Origin of the sequence: Pseudomonas petroselini (assembly GCF_045037875.1) — a bacterium.
GTDB lineage: Bacteria > Pseudomonadota > Gammaproteobacteria > Pseudomonadales > Pseudomonadaceae > Aquipseudomonas > Aquipseudomonas petroselini.
In genome coordinates, this window is the sequence record NZ_CP173614.1 from 2066220 (window position 1) to 2082702 (window position 16483).

Consider the following 16483-nt stretch of genomic DNA (forward strand, 5'->3'; position numbering starts at 1 on the left):
AGCCGAACACGGGTCAACATGGGGGAGGGGGCTTGCTCCCGATAGCAGTGGTTCAGTCGAAACATGTGTTGACTGACACTCTGCTATCGGGGGCAAGCCCACTCCCACATTTGTTTCTCGGTGTTCTTGAGATAAGTGCTGGCCCGTCCCTTGCATTGACCCCTTAAAGCCTTAGGGGACACTGCCTTGAACATTCTTGACCTCGACCACAGCCTCACCGCCCAGGCACCGATTGCCCGGCGTTTGGCCAGTGGCCGCGCCCACCGTATCGACCTGCTGGACCTGGGCCCCAAGCTGCGCTTATGGTCCACCGAAAAAACCTGGAAGCGCTTCGCCGAACGCCTGGCCCAACGGCCCCGGCCTACGGATGCGCGGCCGGAAATCCTGTTTGTCGGCTCCGGCGACTATCACCACCTCACACCGGCCTTTCTGGCCGATCTCAAAGAACCGATCAGCCTGATCCACTTTGACAACCACCCCGACTGGGTACGCTTCGCGCCCAAGCGCCACTGTGGTTCGTGGGTCAACCGTGCGCTGAAAATGCCGGCGATCAAACGCATCGTCACCCTCGGCCCGTGCAGCGACGACCTGCATAACCCGCAACTGCGCGGCGGCAACCTTGGCGCTCTCAAGCGCGGGCACTTGCAGTTGTTTCCCTGGCAGCACGCGCCCTCGAAAGTCTGGGGGCGGGTAGGCGATGGCGCCGGCCATCGTCAGCAGGAAGACCACCTGCACTGGCGCAACCTGGCCGAGCTGGATTGGACGGCGTTTCTCGAGCAGATGATCAGCAGCCTGCCCACCGAAGCGATCTGGATCACCGTCGACAAAGACGTGCTTGCCAGTGAAGACGCGGCGACCAACTGGGACCAGGGCGGCATGCGCCTGACTCACCTGCTGCAAGCCCTGCGGGCGTTGGCGGCGCGCAAGCGCATCATCGGCATCGATGTGTGCGGCGAGTTCGCCCAGCCTGCCTTCAGCAATGCGTTCAAGCGCTGGGAAGCCAAGTCCGACCAGCCGCCACCCGAGCGTTGGAGCGCGCAAGACCTGCAGCGCAACGCCGCCACCAATGAAGCCTTGATTGATCTGTTTGAGGAGCTGTTCCCGTGACCTTGACCGTGGTGTTGCTGGTGGCGTTTTCCATCGTGCTCGATGTGATCGGCCAGCTGTGTTTCAAGATCGGCCTGGACCGGTTGCCCGAGCTGGACGGCGGCTTTCGCCTGAATGCGTTCTGGGGCCAAGTGTTTAATGCGCCGTTGCTGTGGGCCGGGATCGGCGCCTATGCGATCGAATTTTTCGTGTGGCTCGAGGCCTTGTCCCGCGCGCCGTTGAGCCTTTTGTTTCCGGCCGCCGCGTTGGCGTATTGCGGGGTCGTGCTGGCGGGCAAGGTGGTGCTGGGCGAGACCGTCAGCCGCCGCCGTTGGGCGGGCACGCTGGTCATTACCTTGGGTGTGATGTTGGTGGCGATTGCAGGGAGCCAGGCATGAGTACGCAAACGATGAATACCGGATGGCTGCACGGGCGCTTCGGCACGGTGGTGCTGTGGGCCTTGTTGATCTGCACCGAAAGCGCGGGCCAGCTGTTTACCAAAGTGGCCGGGGATCAATTGGGGCAGATGGATTTCAATTGGCAGTGGCTGGGTGAGGTGGCGCGCAACCCTGGGATCCTGGCGGCGATCGCCAGTTATATCGGCGCGTTTTTCGTCTGGATGCTGATCCTGCGGCGCAGCAGCCTGTCCCTGGCGTTTCCGCTGAGTTCACTGGTGTTTGTGGTGGTGTTGCTGGGTTCGTGGCTGGGGCTGGGGGAACATATCAGCCCGCTGCACTGGGTGGGGGTGGCGGTGATCATTGGCGGGATTGTGTTGTTGGCCGAAGGTGAAGAGAACTGATCGGCTTGGTTTTTGTAGTGAACGGGCTGGCCTCGCGCGGGGCAAGCCCGCTCACTACAAGGTCGGGGTTGCCGCCGAAGTCCCAGACCCACCTCAATCGAACTTATAGCTGATGGCCGTCTGCACCTGGCCCTGGTTCACGTCGCCGGTTTCCTTGACGATGCTGCTGTTGGCGGCCGAGCCTACCAGGTGGACCCAGCTGGCGCTGGTCAACAGCGACCAGTTGGCCGCCAGGGGGAATTCAAAGCTCTGGGTCAGCGTCATGTTCTGGAAGCCACCACTGGCGTTGTAGGGACGGATGCCGGAATCCGCAGACTCATTGGCATCAACCCCGAAAAAGGTCTGGGTCTGGCGGGCGTCGGCAAAGTGCGCCAGCAGGCCGGTGCTGCCAATGATGCCGCCACCCAGGGGATAACCCAGCTCACCGCCGACCTTGCCCAGCACACCGCTTTGATCTCGCCCGCCGCCGACGGCCTGGCCCATCTGGGCGTATACCCGCCAGAAGTCAGCCGGCGCATATTGGATAAAACCGCCCACCTCGGCCATGTCCGACACATTGCGCAGCCCCTGCAGCGAGCCGTTCGAGGTGCGCCCCTGCAGGTAATTGATATACGGGCCGGCGGTAAAGCCGTGGGTGTCCAAGGCGCTCCAGGTCAAGCCGTCATCGGTACTCAGGCTGACGGGGCCCCAGTCCAGATCGAAATAGGGCACCGGCCGCGTTTCGTAGCGGCTGCCGGTAGGGTCATGGGGCTGGTAGCTGACGCCTGCGCCGACTTCGCCGGTGATACCGTCGGCCAGTGCCAGGCTTGAAACACTCCACAGGCCAAGTAACCCGGCGAGTGCAGCGCATGTGATCCTCAACATGGTCACAGTTCCTTGATTGAATACGTGCGCATGAACGCGCAAAGCGCCGTGCCCACGCAAGCACTCATCTTGTTTGTAGCAAGCTACAAAAATTGTAGCTGCTACGACACAAATCGCCCTCCATTCCGAGCAAAGCCCCAGCCCCGCTGGGCCTGCGCCAGTTGGCACACTCCCTGCTCTACCCCTTGTTGCAAGCGCACACAGCGCGCTCCTCCAAGGTAAACAACGATGATCCACTGGCATATCGTGTGTGACTTCGACGGGACCATCACCCCCACCGATGTCATCGACAACGTCCTCCAACGCTTCGCCGGCCCCGAGTGGGAAACCATCGAACAGGAATGGCTGGATGGGCATATCGGTTCACGCGAATGCCTGAGCCGCCAACTGGCACTGATCAAGGCCACCCCCTCCGAACTGCTGGCGTATTTCGACAGCGTCGAGATCGACCCGGACTTCCCCGACTTCGTCGATCACGTGATCGGCCTGGGTGCGTCCATCGAAGTCGTCAGCGACGGCATCGAGCAGGGCATCGCGCGGATCCTGTCACGCAACTACGTGACCCTGCTGCCGATCCTCGCCAACCGTCTGCGCCAGGTCGACCAGAACAGCTGGCGCATCGACTTCCCGTACGCCAGCGATGCCTGCCGCGCCGCTTCCGGCAACTGCAAGTGCAAGTCCACGCCGCGCCACAAGCGCGTGCTGGTGATCGGCGACGGCAAGTCCGACATGTGCGTGGCCTCCACCGCCGACTTCGTGTTTGCCAAGGGCAGCCTCGCCGACTACTGCGTGGCCAACCACATTCCGCACGCGCGCTTCGACACCTTTGCCGAAGTGCCTGCATTGCTGGCGCTGCTGCCACAGGGCATCGCCGCCAACGCCACCACTTTCAACACCTCTTCTGACGATCAGGAACTCTTCCACCATGTCTGATATCCGTATCGCTACCGCCGAAGACCAGATCCTTCTGGATAAAGAAGCCAAATACTGCTCCTACGGCGACACCGTCCACTACATCGAGCCGCCACGTATTTTCAGCCGTTGCGAAGGCTCCTACGTGTGGGACACCGAAGACCAGGCCTACCTCGACCTGCAAATGTGGTACTCGGCGGTCAACTTCGGCTACGCCAACCCGCGCTTGAACAACGCGCTGAAACAACAGATCGACACCCTGCCGCAAATCGCCAGTCAGTACCTGCACAAAGGCAAGATCGAGCTGTCGGAAATGATCGCGGTCGACGCCAAGAAGAAATTCGGCCTCGACGGTCGTGTGCACTTCAACGTCGGCGGTTCGCAGTCCATCGAAGACTCCCTGAAAGTGGTGCGTAACGCCACCAACGGCAAGAGCCTGATGTTCGCCTTCGAAGGCGGCTACCACGGGCGTACCCTCGGCGCGTCGTCGATCACCTCCAGCTACCGCTACCGTCGCCGCTACGGCCACTTCGGCGAGCGCGCGCAGTTCATCCCGTTCCCGTACCACTTCCGCGGCCCTAAAGGCATGACGAAGGAAGAGTACGGCAGCCACTGCGTGCAGCAATTCGCTCGCCTGTTCGAGACCGAATACAACGGCGTGTGGGACCCGAAAGTCGGCCAGAGCGAATACGCCGCGTTTTACGTCGAGCCGATCCAGGGCACCGGCGGCTACGTGATCCCGCCGATGAACTTCTACCGCGAACTCAAGCAGGTGCTGGACCAGCACGGCATCCTGATGGTGTCCGACGAAATCCAGATGGGCTTCTACCGCACCGGCAAGTTGTGGTCGATCGAGCACTTCGACGTGCAGCCGGACGTGATCGTGTTCGGCAAGGCCCTGACCAACGGCCTCAACCCGTTGGGCGGCATCTGGGCCCGTGAAGAATTGATCAACCCGAAGATCTTCCCACCAGGCTCGACCCACTCCACCTTCGCCTCCAACCCGTTGGGCACGGCGGTCGGCCTGGAAATGTTCAAGATGACCAACGAAGTCGACTACGGCGCGATGGTCATGGCCAAGGGCAAATTCTTCCTCGAAGGCCTGCAAGACCTGCAGAAGCGTTTCCCGATCATCGGCGACGTCGACGGCCTGGGCCTGGCCCTGCGTTGCGAAATCTGCGGCCCGGATGGTTTCACGCCGGACAAGGCGACCCTGGACTACATGGTCGAAGAAGGCATGAAGGGCGACATGGTAGTGGATGGCCAAAAACTCGGGCTGATCCTCGATGTGGGCGGTTACTACAAAAACGTGATCACCCTGGCACCGTCCCTGGAAATCAGCTACCCGGAAATCGAACTGGGCTTGAAGCTGCTTGAGCAACTGCTGGTGCGGGCGACCAACCGGTGAACACGGCAGAGATCGACCTCGGTGAAGGTACTGCCGGTTTCGTTCTCGGTGAAGGTCCGGTCGGGATCCTGTTGATCCACGGCCTGACCGGCACTCCCACGGAATTGCGCCAGGTTGCCAAGGGCCTGGCCAAGGCGGGTAACTGCACGGTGTATGTGCCCACCCTGGCCGGGCATTGCGGCGACAACAGCGACTTGCAAGCCACCGGTTGGCGTGACTGGTACGAAGGCGTACGCAAGACCTTCGTGGGCGTGAAGCAGCGCCACGAGCAGGTGTTTGTCGGTGGCTTGTCGATGGGGGCGGTGATGTCGATGTACCTGGCGTCGGAGCATCCGGGGCAGGTGGCCGGGTTGCTGATGTATTCCACCACGCTCAAGTACGACGGTTGGAGCATCAACAAAATGGCGTTCATCACGCCGTTGCTGATCCGTATCCCGTTCGGCGTGCGCCTGTTCCGCTTTACCGAGAAGCCGCCCTACGGCATCAAGAATGAACGCCTGCGTGCCATCGTTGAACGGCAGATGAAGGAAGGCGAAAGCAGCGAAGCGGGCCTGTTGACGATGGAGGGCGTGACGGTGCGCGAATTGCACTGGATGAACGCCGTGGTCAAAAAACGCATGCCGTCGATCAACGTACCGGCGCTGGTGCTGCACTCCATCGAGGACGACATCACCAGCCGCTGGAACGCCGATTACGTGGAGCGCCATCTTGGCGGGCCGGTGACCAAGATCCTGTTGGACAACTGCTACCACATGATCACCGTCGACCTGCAATACCGCCGAGTGATCGAGCTAAGCGCCGCTTTCATCAGCGAACGAACTCTATGTAGTGAGCGGGCTTGCCCCGCGCTGGGTGGCGAAGCCGCCCCATTTCCGGCACTGAGTTTTTCCAGTTAAACCGCAATTGCAGTTTTTAGGGCGGCTTCGCCCCCCAGCGCGGGACAAGCCCGCTCACTACAGAAATAAGGGACCGAAGTGATTACCACCCAAGCCTTCCCGACCATCCGGGCCATCCAGCGCAGTGCCTGGAACGACTGCTTCCCCGGTGCCCTGGAGGACTGGGACTATTACGTCGCCGTGGAAAACGCCGCTATCGATGATTTCCAGTGGCGCTACCTGGCGGTTTACCAGGATGGAACGCTGGTGGCCGTGGCCGCCGCGTTCATCACTCATTATCGCCTCGACACCACGGTGTCGGGCGCCGGCAAGCGCTTGACCGAGCGTGTGGAGCGACTGTGGCCGGGGCTGTTGCAACTGGGGCTGTATGCCCTGGGTTCGCCGGTGGCCGAACGCTGCGACGCTGGTTTCGCCAGTGGCGTGCCGCAGGCGAGCCGTGCGCTGTTGCTCCAGCACCTGCTGCAAGCTGCACGCCGGGATGCCGATGACTTTGGTATTGGCCTGGTGGCGGTCAAGGACGCGCCGAGCAAAGACCCGCACTGGCTTGAGAGTTGCCGGGCGGCGGGCTTCCAAAGCATGCCGAGCTTGCCCACGGGCGTGTTGCCACTGCCCTATGGGTCGGTGGACGCCTACCTGGGCTCGCTGGGCAAATCCACGCGCAAGGACCTGCGCCGCAAACTGCGCGCACCAGGGCCGCGGGTGGAGTGGCGGCGCACTATCGACGACGTGCTGCCCGACGTGATGCGCTTGTACGAGGCCACGCTCACGCGTGCCGAATTGCAGTTCGAGCGACTGCCCGCCGGCTACTTCACTGGGGTGCTCGAACGGCTGGATGAGCGCGCGGTCTGTGTTCTTTACTGGGTGGACGAGCAACTGGTGGCGTTCAACCTGATCCTAGTGGACGAACACCGGCTGGTGGACAAGTTTTTCGGGCATGACGTCGCGTTCACCCGCGACTACAACCTGTACTTCCGCAGCTGGCTGACCAACGTCGACTACTGTATTCAACACAATATTGCGTTGTATGAGTGCGGACAGGCCGGGTATGCCAGTAAGCTGCGCCTGGGCTGCGAGTTCCAGGGCAACAGCGTGTTTTTCCGCCACCGCAACCGGCTGGTCAACGGCCTGCTCAAGCTTGTAAAACTGTTTATTCGACCGGATCGTTCCGACCCTGCCATGGCTGCTGCGATAAGCGAAACCTGATGATCACCAAGACCCGCCAGAAAGCCCGCCCCTTTGCCATTTCGCGTTGGAGCGTCCAGCGCAAGCTGGTGCTGGCCTTCTGGTTGGTCAGCGTGATTCCCACCATGATCGCGGCCGAATTGGCGGCGACCACGTTGTCGCAGATCTTCGACAGCAACGTGCGCATCTGGCTGCAGGAGTCGACCAAGATCGTCAAGGACGAGATCGGCGACATCCTTCACGACAACGCGCGCATGGCCAAATTGTTCCTGCGTTACACCAGCCCGCCGTCGAGCCGGCAAGCCGCCAAGCACGACCGGCTGACCGCCGACATTGCCGACGCCACCGATATCGACGTGGTGGCGCTGATCCGCGTCAGTGACAACAAACTGGTGTTCAGCACCGCCGCCGATGACATCGTCAAGCAGATCAGCCTGGCCAACAACACGGTGTTGCAGACGGTGCAGGTGGGGGGCGTATCCACCGGCATTGTGGTCTCGACCTTCGAGACGACCCAGGACGGCGTCGACTATTTGCTGCTGGTCGGGACCTACCTGGACAGCAGTTTCCTCACCAGCGTGGCCGATGTGCATTCCCTCGACTTGCGCCTGTACCTGGCCAACCCCGACGGATTCTCCGAGATCTTTTCGACCCAGCGCTTCGAGGACCACCCTTCGCGCATTCCCAAGAACGTCGAAACCGCGATGCGCAGCACCAAGCAGCCCAGCGAGCAGTTCACCAATAACTACAGCGGGCTGTACTGGCCGATCTTCAACGACGCCGGCGACTTGCAGGGCGTGATTTTCAGCGGCCTGCTGCGCCACACCAGCCTGGTCGGGCTGGTGAACCAGAGCAATCTGTTCGTGTTGATCTTCCTGCTCAGTTCGGCACTGTCGCTGGCAGCGGGGGTGTTGGTGTCGCGGCGCCTGACCAAGCCGCTGCGGGACCTGTCCCAAGGCGTGAGCGCAGTGATCTCCGGCGATTACGCGCACCGCGTGGTGGTGAGCGGCGGCGACGAGCTGGCGCAGCTGAGCAGCACTTTCAACCACATGACCGAGCGCCTGGGCGAGTTGCATCACCTCGAAGCGCAGTTGCGTCGGCGTGATCGCCTGCACGCCCTGGGCGAGGTCGCCATGGGCCTGGCCCACGAGATCCGCAACCCGCTGGGCATCATCAAGACCGCAACGCAGCTGCTGCACCGCCGCGCGGATCTGGCGGACACCGACAAGCGCCACCTGGAATACGTGATCAGTGAAGTCAGCCGCATCAACGACCTGATCACCGAATTCCTCGACTTCGCCAAGCCCAACCCACCGCTGCGCGTGTTGCAGCCTGCGCGGCCCTTGGTGGAAGAAATCCTCGGCTTCTGCGCCCCGGAACTGGCCACCCATAACATCGACGCGCACATCGATGACCAGGCGCCGGGGGCGACGATCTACGCGGATGCCAAGCAACTCAAGCAGGCGTGCCTCAACCTGATTATCAACGCCATCGACGCGATGCCCGAAGGCGGGCGCCTGACCCTGGGCATTCGCACACTGGACGACACTACCGTGATCAGCATCGCCGACACCGGCCAGGGCATTCCGGCAGACATGATCGAGCGTATCTTCACGCCATTCGTCACCACCAAGGCGTCCGGCACCGGCCTGGGCCTGGCCAAAGTCTATTCGATCATGGAAAGTCACGACGGCAGCATCGAATGTGCCAGCGAGAAAGATGCCGGCGCCACCTTCAGCCTGTACATTCCGGCGATGGGCGAAGACGACGAGGACAGTCATGACGCATAACATTCTGGTAGTCGACGACGAACCCAAGCTCTGCGACCTGCTGGCGTCGGCCCTGGGCCAGAACAACGTACAGGTGTTTATCGCCGGCAACGGCCTGCACGCGCTCAAAGTGCTGGAGCAGGAAGACATCGACCTGGTGATCAGCGACTGGCGCATGCCAGGCATGGACGGGCCGGCGCTGCTGGCCGAGATCAAGGTGCGTTACCCGCATGTGCCGGTGATCGTGATGACCGCCTACAGCACGGTGAAAAACGCCGTGCAGTCGATGCGCAACGGCGCCTACGACTACATCGCCAAGCCGTTCGACATCGACGAGCTGGACATCACTGTGGCCAAGGCCCTGCAGTTTCGCGACATCATGCGCGACAACGCGCGCCTGCGTGCCGAGCTGGACGAGCACGCACAGTTCGACAGCCTGGTGGGCGACAGCCCGGCGTTTCGCAAAGTGCTGCAAGCGGTGGACTCGGTGCGCGACAGCAGCGCCACCATCCTGCTGACCGGCGAAAGCGGCACCGGCAAGGAAATGGTCGCCCGCGCGATCCACAAGCACGGCAGCCGTGCCGACAAACCGTTCGTGGCGGTCAACTGCGCGGCCATCCCGGAAGGGCTGCTGGAAAGCGAAATGTTCGGCCATCGCAAAGGCGCGTTTACCGGCGCCGTGGCCGACCGGGTAGGGCGCTTCCAGCAGGCCGACAAGGGCACGCTGTTTCTCGACGAAGTGGGCGACATGCCCCTGGCGCTGCAGGCCAAGATCCTGCGTGCGTTGCAGGAGCGGGTGATCGAACCGGTGGGCGATCCTCGCGAGCGCAAGGTGGACGTGCGGGTCATCGCCGCCACCAATAAGAATTTGCTCGAGGCGGTGGCCAACAAAGAGTTTCGCGAAGACCTGTATTACCGCCTCAACGTGTTCCCGATCCCGCTGCCGGCCTTGCGCGAGCGCGTGGAAGACATCGCGCCACTGGCCCGCCACTTCGCCCAGACCCTGAGTGCCACCGCCGGCAAACGTATCACCGGTTTCAGCCCGGAGGCCCTGCAGGCCATGGCCGCGTATCACTGGCCGGGCAATATCCGTGAGCTGCAGAATTGCGTGGAGCGCGCGACCATCGTGGCCGCAAAGCCGGTGATCGAGGACATCGACTTGCCGGGTTACCTGTTTGCGTCCAGGCCGAGTGAGGGCGGCGTGACGGCGATCCTCAGCGACGGGCCGGGCATTCCCCAGGATTTGGACGCGGCGTTGGCGGAGGTGGAGAAGGCCTATATTCTGGCGGCGTTGCAGGAGAGCAACGGCGTGCAGGCTGCGGCGGCGGCGAAGATCGGGATTTCCGAAAGGAGCTTCTGGTATCGCCTGAAGAAGCTGGGCATCCAGGTCGACAAAATCGTTCGCTGATTCAACTCGGATTAAAAATGTGGGAGGGGGCTTGCTCCCGATGGCAGTGTGTCAATCAGCGAATTTATTGCTGATACACCGCCATCGGGAGCAAGCCCCCTCCCACATTTTTTGATCGAGTCGGGTCAGGAATGGACGCGTACCCAGATGCTGACCAGGACGGTTGCGGCCATCAACCAGGCGACAGCCGCCACGGCCAGCGACGCTTCCAACCGCATCCGATCCACCATCACATACAACGTCGCCAGGTACACAAAGTACGGAATGATCGACCACATCCCAAACAGGATCGTGGTCTTCAAGTCGTCCACCGAACGGCCCTTGCCGACGATGTAGTGGGCGATCAGCGCAAAGGTCGGGAACAGCGGCACCAAGCCTGCGATGTAATAGTTCTTGGTTTTGGCCAGGGCGGCCAGGATCAACACCACTGCCGCGCCCAGGGCGGCCTTCAATACCAGGTCCATCAGTGGCTCAGCCCGTATTTCTTGACCTTGTCGAACAGCGTGGTCTTGGCCATCCCCAGTTCCTGGCTGGCCTGGGTCAGGTTGCCGCCGCTGCGTTGCAGGGCATCGTTGAGCAGGTTGCGCTCGAAGGCTTCCACCGCTTCGGTAAACGCCAGGCCCTGGCTGCCGCTGCTGGCGCCGCTTTTCTTGAAGGCGGGCAGGCCGAGGGCGAAGCGTTCGGCGACGTTGCGCAGTTCGCGCACGTTGCCGGGCCAGTCGTGGCTCATCAGGCTGGACAGGGTCTGGTTGTCCAGTTCAGGCGCGGTGCGGTCGAAACGCAGGGACGACTGCTGCAGGAAGTGTTCGAATAGTTGCAGGATGTCTTCGCGGCGCTCACGCAGGGGCGGCAGTTCCAGGGTCACCACGTTGAGACGGTAGTACAGGTCGCTGCGGAACTGGCTGGCGCGGCTCAGTTCATCGAGGTCGGACTTGGTGGCGGCGATCACCCGGCAATCCACCGCCACGCTTTGGTTCGAACCCAGGCGTTCCAGGGTGCGTTCCTGCAACACCCGCAGCAACTTGATCTGCAGGTTGATCGGCATGCTTTCCACTTCGTCGAGGAACAGCGTGCCTTCGTGGGCGTGTTCGATCTTGCCGATACGGCGCTTGCCCGCGCCGGTAAAGGCGTTGGCTTCGTGGCCGAAAATCTCGCTTTCGAAGAGGTTCTCCGGCAGCCCGCCGCAGTTCAGGGCGACGAACTGGTGCGAGTGACGCCGACTGAAATCATGCAGGCAGCGCGCGACCAGTTCCTTGCCCGTTCCGGTCTCGCCTTCGATCAGCACGTTGGCCGAGGTGTCGGCGACGTTGGCGATCAGCTCGCGCAGGTTCTGCATGGCCGGCGAGCGGCCAATGATGCGGCCTTCCAGCGAATCGCGCTCGGCCAACTGGCGGCGCAGCGACCAGACTTCCCGCGCCAGCCCGCGCTGCTCCAAGGCACGACGGGCGACGTCGACCAGGCGTTCGGGGGAGAAGGGCTTTTCCATGAAGTCGTACGCGCCGTTGCGCATCGCGCCGACCGCCATGGAGATGTCGCCATGCCCGGTGATCAGCACCACCGGCAGGCTTTTATCCAGGGCCTTGAGGCGTGTGAGCAACTCCAGGCCGTCGATGCCCGGCAGGCGGATATCGCTGATCACAATGCCGGCGAAGTTCTCGCCGATGCGCTTCAACGCCTCTTCGGCACTGCCCACGCCGACGCTGGGAATATCTTCCAGGGCCAGGGCTTGCTGGCAGCCGAGCAGCACATGGGGGTCGTCTTCGACGATCAACACGGTGAGGTCGTCTTTCAGGGCTGTAGCGTCTGTATTCATGTCGACTCAGCTTTTTGAGCGCCCGCCAACGGCAGGCACAAGACAAAGGCCGTTCCACCACTGGCCGGGTGTTCCACGGCAAGGTTGCCGCCGGTGGCCGCCGCGAGGCTGGCGGACAGGGTCAGGCCCAGGCCCAGGCCTTGCTCGCCGGGTTTGGTGGTGAAGAACGGTTCGAACAAATGCTTGCGGGCCTCGGGGTCGATGCCATGGCCATTGTCGCGCACTTGCAGGCGGTATTTGCCATCGACGGTGCTGCCTTCCAGCCACAGTTCCGGGGCTGGTTGGGCTTGCATGGCGTCGAGGGCGTTGCCGATCAGGTTGACCAGGATCTGCTCAAGGCGCGTCTGGTCGATTTGCAGTTGGGCGTTGGAAAAGTCGCGATGCAGGGTCAGCGGCAGGCTGTCCAGGCGTGCGCCGAGTACCTGGAACGCGGCGTCCACGGCCTTGGCCAGGCTCGCTTCGCCTTGATCGTCACCGCGTCGGGCAAAAGAGCGCAGGCTGGCGGTGATGCGGCCCATGCGGTCGATCAGTTCGTTGATGGTCTTCAGGTTGGCGCTGGCGGTGTCCAGGGCGCCGCGCTCAAGGAAGCGCACGGTGTTGCCGGACAAGGTACGCAATGCGGCCAGGGGCTGGTTCAGTTCATGGGCAATGCTGGTCGACATCTGGCCGATGGCCGCGAGCTTGCCGGCCTGCACCAGCTCATCCTGGGCGCGACGCAGGGTTTCCTCGGCCTGGCGCCGTTCGCGGATCTGGCCCTTGAGCCGTTCGTTGCTGGCGCGCAAGTCGGCGGTGCGTTCGGCAATCCGTCGTTCCAGCTGGCTGTTGGCTTCCTGCAGGGCTTCGCGCGCGGCGAGGCGCGTGGCGATGACTTTACGCCGCTCGTTCCAGGCAATCAGCAAAAACGCCACCAGGCCAAACGCGACGGCCACCAGGATGCCCTGGTTGATCGCGGCGCGGCGCAGGTCGTTGAGCGGGGTGAGCAGGGTGAAATTCCACGGCGTGTCGTTGAGCGGACGGGTTTGCGCCAGGTAGCTGACTTCATGCTCGTCATTGACCACTTCGCTGTTGGCCGGGAAGGTCAGTTTCTCGCTGACTTCGTTGAGGCGCTCGCGGGCCAGGGGTTCCAGCTCGTTCAAGGTTGCCCAGTAATATTGCAGGCTGTGGGCCAGGCGTTCCTTTGTGTCATCGCTCAGCGGGCGTACGGCCTTGAGGCGGCGGGCCGGGTCGCTGGAGAGGATGATGATGCCGTTCTCGTCGCTCACAAACGCTTCGAGGCGGGCGCGTTGCCAGCGTTCTTCCAGGGCTTCGAGGCGCACCTTGACCACGGCGACGCCGATGATCTTGCCGTGCTCTTCCAGGCCGTGGGCCAGGTAATAACCGGGTTCGCCGTTGGTACTGCCGATGCCATAGAAGCGGCCGGGCTGGCCACGCACGGCGTTCTGGAAATAGGCACGGAAGGACAGGTCTTCACCTTGGTAACTGTCGGCATCGCGCCAGTTACTGGTGGCCAGCACGCGGCCGGTGGTGTCCATCACATAGATGGCCCGACTGCGACTGCGTCGGTTCAGGCCTTCGAGGTAATCGTTGACGGTCTTGCGGGTTTCCTGGTTCGGGTCGGCCAGCAGCGTGGAGACGCTGGACTCCAGCTCCAACAAGCTGGGCAGGTAGGTGTATTTGCTCAGTTCGCTTTCGACGGTACGGGCATGCAGCTCCAGCTGGCGTTCGCCGGTGTCGCTGAGGGTGCGGATGCCGTAGTACTCGCTGATCCAGAAGCCGATATAACCCAGGCCGATCATCAGGGCGACGATCAACGGCGGCAGGAACAGTTGGCGGATCAGACGTGGTTTCACGGCAAGTGATGGCGGTGCGGCGCGAAATTGGTTGGGGTCGCATTTCATCACAGATGCCTTGGGTCAACCAGTTGTGGTGAAGCAGCTTGTCCTGGTCTGTAGTGAGCGGGCTTGCCCCGCGCTGGGTGGCGAAGCCGCCCTAACCGAGTCATCACGATGTGCCAGACAGATCGCGATGGCTGGTTTTTGGGCTGCTTTGCAGAGCCGTGCTGGGCTGCGAAGCCGCTCCAATAAAACCACCGCGGTTTTTTAGAGAGACCGCGGCGCTTGGGTTTGGGGCGGCTTCGCCCCCCAGCGCGGGGCAAGCCCGCTCACTACAATGGCGTTCAAGCTTAGTGCTGCAGGATTTTCTCAAGGAAGTGCTGCGCGCGTTCGGAGCGGGCGCTGATGTCGCCGAAGAATTCTTCCTTCGGACAGTCTTCGATGATCTTGCCGGCGTCCATGAAAATCACGCGGTCGGCCACTTTGCGGGCGAAGCCCATTTCGTGGGTCACGCACATCATGGTCATGCCTTCGTGGGCCAGTTGCACCATCACGTCGAGCACTTCGTTGACCATTTCCGGGTCGAGGGCCGAGGTCGGTTCGTCGAACAGCATGACGATCGGGTCCATGGCCAGGGCGCGAGCAATCGCCACACGTTGTTGCTGGCCACCGGAGAGCTGGCCCGGGTGTTTGTGGGCATGTGCCGACAGGCCGACGCGCTCCAGCAGTTGCAGGCCCTTCTTGGTGGCTTCTTCCTTGCTGCGGCCAAGCACCTTGATCTGCGCGATGGTCAGGTTCTCGGTGATGGTCAGGTGCGGGAACAGTTCGAAGTGCTGGAACACCATGCCCACGCGTGAGCGCAACTGCGGCAGGTTGGTCTTCGGGTCGGCAATCGAGGTGCCGTCGACGACCACGTCGCCCTTTTGGAACGGTTCCAGCGCGTTGACGCACTTGATCAGGGTGGATTTACCCGAGCCGGACGGCCCGCACACCACGATCACTTCGCCTTTTTTAACCTCGGTGCTGCAATCGGTCAGCACCTGGAAGTCGCCATACCACTTGTTGATGTTCTTGATAGAGATCATACGGCAAACCTTTTTTGCAGACGCTTGACCAGCAGCGAGGCGGAAAAGCTGATGATGAAGTAGACGACACCGGCGAAGATCAGGAACTCATTGGAGCGGCCGATGATGTCGCCGTTGGAACGGGCGGAGTTGAGGAAGTCCACCAGGCCCACGGTGTAGACCAGCGAGGTGTCCTGGAACAGGATGATGCTCTGTTGCAGCAGCAACGGGGTCATCTTGCGGAACGCCTGGGGCAGGATGATCAGACGCATGGTCTGGCCATAGGTCATGCCCATCGCCTGTGCCGCCGCCATCTGGCCCTTGGGGATCGACTGCACGCCGGCCCGCACGATTTCGCAGAAGTACGCGGCTTCGAACATCATGAAGGCCACGACGCAGGAGGTGAACGCACCGATCGGGGTGTCTTCGCCGGTGATCCAGCGCAGTACGAACGGCACCGCCAGGTAGAACCAGGTGATCACCAACAGCAGCGGGATCGAGCGGAAGTAGTTCACATAAGCGCCGGCCACCCGCGACAGCAGTTTGCTGGAAGACAGGCGCATCAGCGCCAGGATCGTACCCAGCACGATACCGCCGACCACACCCATGACCATCAACTGCAAGGTCATGACCATGCCGTTCCACAGGCCCGGGATGGCGGGGATGATGCCGCTGAAATCGAATTCCATTATTTACCCCCCACGGAGATCAGGCCGGGCACGGCGACTTTCTTCTCGACCACGCGCATCAGCAGCATCAGGCTCATGTTCAGGGTGAAGTAGATCAGCGTAGCCAGGGTGAAGGCTTCAAACAGGTTGGCCGAGAACTCGGCGGTCTGTTTGGTTTGCGCCAGCAGTTCCATCAGGCCGATCAAGGACGCCACGGAGGAGTTCTTGAAGACGTTGAGGAATTCCGAGGTAAGCGGCGGAATGATGATCCGGTAGGCCTGGGGCAGCAGCACGTTCCAGTAGATCTGCGGCAGCTTGAAGCCCATGGCGCGCGCGGCGGATTCCTGGCCACGTGGCAGCGCCTGGATACCGGTACGCACTTGTTCACACACACGGGCGGCGGTGAACAGGCCCAGGCACACGACAACGCTCAGGTAGGCCGAGGTGGTCGGGTTGAGGTCTTGTTTGTACCAGTCCTGCAGGTTCTGCGGCAGCATGTCGGGTACCAGGAAGTACCAGATGAACAGCTGAACCAGCAGCGGCACGTTACGAAACAGTTCCACGTAGCAGGTCGCGATGCCCGATACGAGGCGGTTTGGCACCGTGCGCATGACCCCTAGAATGGAGCCCAGCAGCAAGGCGATAATCCATGCCACGATGGCGATGGCGATGGTCCAGCCCAAGCCAGCGATGTACCAGTCGAGATAAGTCTCGCTGCCCACGCCGGTGGACTTGAAGAACACGCCCCAGTCCCAGTTGTAATTCATTAGGGTCTCCCCTCG

At 62.1% G+C, this 16483-nt stretch carries 16 protein-coding genes; 9 read left to right on the forward strand and 7 right to left on the reverse strand.

Annotation, left to right across the window (positions count from 1 at the left end; translation table 11 throughout):
- The first annotated feature begins 186 nt into the window (after positions 1–186).
- The 3 genes from ACI512_RS09575 to ACI512_RS09585 are packed head-to-tail and all read left to right on the forward strand — an operon-like array spanning position 187 to position 1885.
- On the forward strand, positions 187–1107 hold the full coding sequence (locus ACI512_RS09575) for a hypothetical protein (protein ID WP_012722461.1): 921 nt from the start codon (positions 187–189) through the stop codon (positions 1105–1107).
- Positions 1104–1484: a hypothetical protein gene (locus tag ACI512_RS09580; RefSeq protein WP_064054885.1), complete on the forward strand. Its 381-nt coding sequence runs from the start codon at positions 1104–1106 to the stop codon at positions 1482–1484. The genes ACI512_RS09575 and ACI512_RS09580 overlap by 4 nt, the downstream gene beginning before the upstream one ends.
- Positions 1481–1885: an EamA family transporter gene (locus tag ACI512_RS09585; protein WP_043204854.1), complete on the forward strand. Its 405-nt coding sequence runs from the start codon at positions 1481–1483 to the stop codon at positions 1883–1885. Before ACI512_RS09580 ends, ACI512_RS09585 begins: the two co-directional genes overlap by 4 nt.
- Before the next feature lie 93 nt (positions 1886–1978).
- Here the strand turns inward: ACI512_RS09585 and ACI512_RS09590 are convergent, their stop codons facing one another.
- Positions 1979–2749, reverse strand: a complete 771-nt coding sequence (locus ACI512_RS09590; RefSeq protein ID WP_064054886.1) for a MipA/OmpV family protein — start codon at positions 2747–2749, stop codon at positions 1979–1981.
- A 228-nt stretch (positions 2750–2977) separates the two neighbouring features.
- On the opposite strand from ACI512_RS09590, the gene ACI512_RS09595 reads away from it, so the two are divergent.
- The 6 genes from ACI512_RS09595 (at position 2978) to ACI512_RS09620 (ending at position 10324) form a co-directional block, all read left to right on the forward strand.
- Positions 2978–3682: an MtnX-like HAD-IB family phosphatase gene (locus tag ACI512_RS09595; protein WP_236382640.1), complete on the forward strand. Its 705-nt coding sequence runs from the start codon at positions 2978–2980 to the stop codon at positions 3680–3682.
- Positions 3675–5069, forward strand: coding sequence for an aspartate aminotransferase family protein (locus ACI512_RS09600; RefSeq protein ID WP_046034430.1), 1395 nt, complete (start codon positions 3675–3677; stop codon positions 5067–5069). Before ACI512_RS09595 ends, ACI512_RS09600 begins: the two co-directional genes overlap by 8 nt.
- Positions 5066–5965, forward strand: coding sequence for an alpha/beta fold hydrolase (locus ACI512_RS09605; RefSeq protein WP_236382635.1), 900 nt, complete (start codon positions 5066–5068; stop codon positions 5963–5965). Before ACI512_RS09600 ends, ACI512_RS09605 begins: the two co-directional genes overlap by 4 nt.
- A gap of 78 nt (positions 5966–6043) precedes the next feature.
- A complete protein-coding gene (locus ACI512_RS09610) occupies positions 6044–7168 on the forward strand; it encodes a GNAT family N-acetyltransferase (RefSeq protein ID WP_236381349.1) in 1125 nt (374 codons plus the stop codon).
- The gene (locus ACI512_RS09615) at positions 7168–8937 is read left to right on the forward strand and encodes an ATP-binding protein (protein WP_405121751.1); all 1770 of its coding nucleotides are present in this window, start codon (positions 7168–7170) and stop codon (positions 8935–8937) included. Before ACI512_RS09610 ends, ACI512_RS09615 begins: the two co-directional genes overlap by 1 nt.
- The gene (locus ACI512_RS09620) at positions 8927–10324 is read left to right on the forward strand and encodes a sigma-54 dependent transcriptional regulator (RefSeq protein WP_012722471.1); all 1398 of its coding nucleotides are present in this window, start codon (positions 8927–8929) and stop codon (positions 10322–10324) included. Before ACI512_RS09615 ends, ACI512_RS09620 begins: the two co-directional genes overlap by 11 nt.
- 125 nt (positions 10325–10449) lie before the next feature.
- Here ACI512_RS09620 and ACI512_RS09625 read toward each other — a convergent pair whose 3' ends face one another.
- The 6 genes from ACI512_RS09625 to ACI512_RS09650 all read right to left on the reverse strand — a co-directional run bounded on the left by ACI512_RS09625 (position 10450) and on the right by ACI512_RS09650 (position 16468).
- The gene (locus ACI512_RS09625) at positions 10450–10788 is read right to left on the reverse strand and encodes a GlpM family protein (protein ID WP_064054890.1); all 339 of its coding nucleotides are present in this window, start codon (positions 10786–10788) and stop codon (positions 10450–10452) included.
- Positions 10788–12137 (reverse strand): sigma-54 dependent transcriptional regulator, encoded by a 1350-nt coding sequence (locus tag ACI512_RS09630; protein WP_012722473.1) that lies wholly within the window; start codon positions 12135–12137, stop codon positions 10788–10790. Before ACI512_RS09630 ends, ACI512_RS09625 begins: the two co-directional genes overlap by 1 nt.
- Positions 12134–14035 (reverse strand): sensor histidine kinase, encoded by a 1902-nt coding sequence (locus tag ACI512_RS09635; RefSeq protein WP_046034434.1) that lies wholly within the window; start codon positions 14033–14035, stop codon positions 12134–12136. Before ACI512_RS09635 ends, ACI512_RS09630 begins: the two co-directional genes overlap by 4 nt.
- 284 nt (positions 14036–14319) lie before the next feature.
- Positions 14320–15054, reverse strand: a complete 735-nt coding sequence (locus ACI512_RS09640; protein ID WP_012722475.1) for an amino acid ABC transporter ATP-binding protein — start codon at positions 15052–15054, stop codon at positions 14320–14322.
- Positions 15051–15722 (reverse strand): amino acid ABC transporter permease, encoded by a 672-nt coding sequence (locus ACI512_RS09645; protein ID WP_064054892.1) that lies wholly within the window; start codon positions 15720–15722, stop codon positions 15051–15053. Before ACI512_RS09645 ends, ACI512_RS09640 begins: the two co-directional genes overlap by 4 nt.
- A complete protein-coding gene (locus ACI512_RS09650) occupies positions 15722–16468 on the reverse strand; it encodes an amino acid ABC transporter permease (RefSeq protein ID WP_236381345.1) in 747 nt (248 codons plus the stop codon). Before ACI512_RS09650 ends, ACI512_RS09645 begins: the two co-directional genes overlap by 1 nt.
- Positions 16469–16483: the final 15 nt, after the last annotated feature.

Excerpts from the sequence above, each read along its gene's own strand:
- ACI512_RS09590 (WP_064054886.1), bottom strand. The coding sequence starts at position 2,749 with ATGTTGAGGATCACATGCGCTGCACTCGCCGGGTTACTTGGCCTGTGG.
- ACI512_RS09640 (WP_012722475.1), bottom strand. The coding sequence starts at position 15,054 with ATGATCTCTATCAAGAACATCAACAAGTGGTATGGCGACTTCCAGGTG.
- ACI512_RS09615 (WP_405121751.1), top strand. The coding sequence starts at position 7,168 with ATGATCACCAAGACCCGCCAGAAAGCCCGCCCCTTTGCCATTTCGCGT.
- ACI512_RS09620 (WP_012722471.1), top strand. The coding sequence starts at position 8,927 with ATGACGCATAACATTCTGGTAGTCGACGACGAACCCAAGCTCTGCGAC.
- ACI512_RS09635 (WP_046034434.1), bottom strand. The coding sequence starts at position 14,035 with ATGAAATGCGACCCCAACCAATTTCGCGCCGCACCGCCATCACTTGCC.
- ACI512_RS09595 (WP_236382640.1), top strand. The coding sequence starts at position 2,978 with ATGATCCACTGGCATATCGTGTGTGACTTCGACGGGACCATCACCCCC.
- ACI512_RS09600 (WP_046034430.1), top strand. The coding sequence starts at position 3,675 with ATGTCTGATATCCGTATCGCTACCGCCGAAGACCAGATCCTTCTGGAT.
- ACI512_RS09645 (WP_064054892.1), bottom strand. The coding sequence starts at position 15,722 with ATGGAATTCGATTTCAGCGGCATCATCCCCGCCATCCCGGGCCTGTGG.
- ACI512_RS09585 (WP_043204854.1), top strand. The coding sequence starts at position 1,481 with ATGAGTACGCAAACGATGAATACCGGATGGCTGCACGGGCGCTTCGGC.
- ACI512_RS09650 (WP_236381345.1), bottom strand. The coding sequence starts at position 16,468 with ATGAATTACAACTGGGACTGGGGCGTGTTCTTCAAGTCCACCGGCGTG.
- ACI512_RS09630 (WP_012722473.1), bottom strand. The coding sequence starts at position 12,137 with ATGAATACAGACGCTACAGCCCTGAAAGACGACCTCACCGTGTTGATC.
- ACI512_RS09625 (WP_064054890.1), bottom strand. The coding sequence starts at position 10,788 with ATGGACCTGGTATTGAAGGCCGCCCTGGGCGCGGCAGTGGTGTTGATC.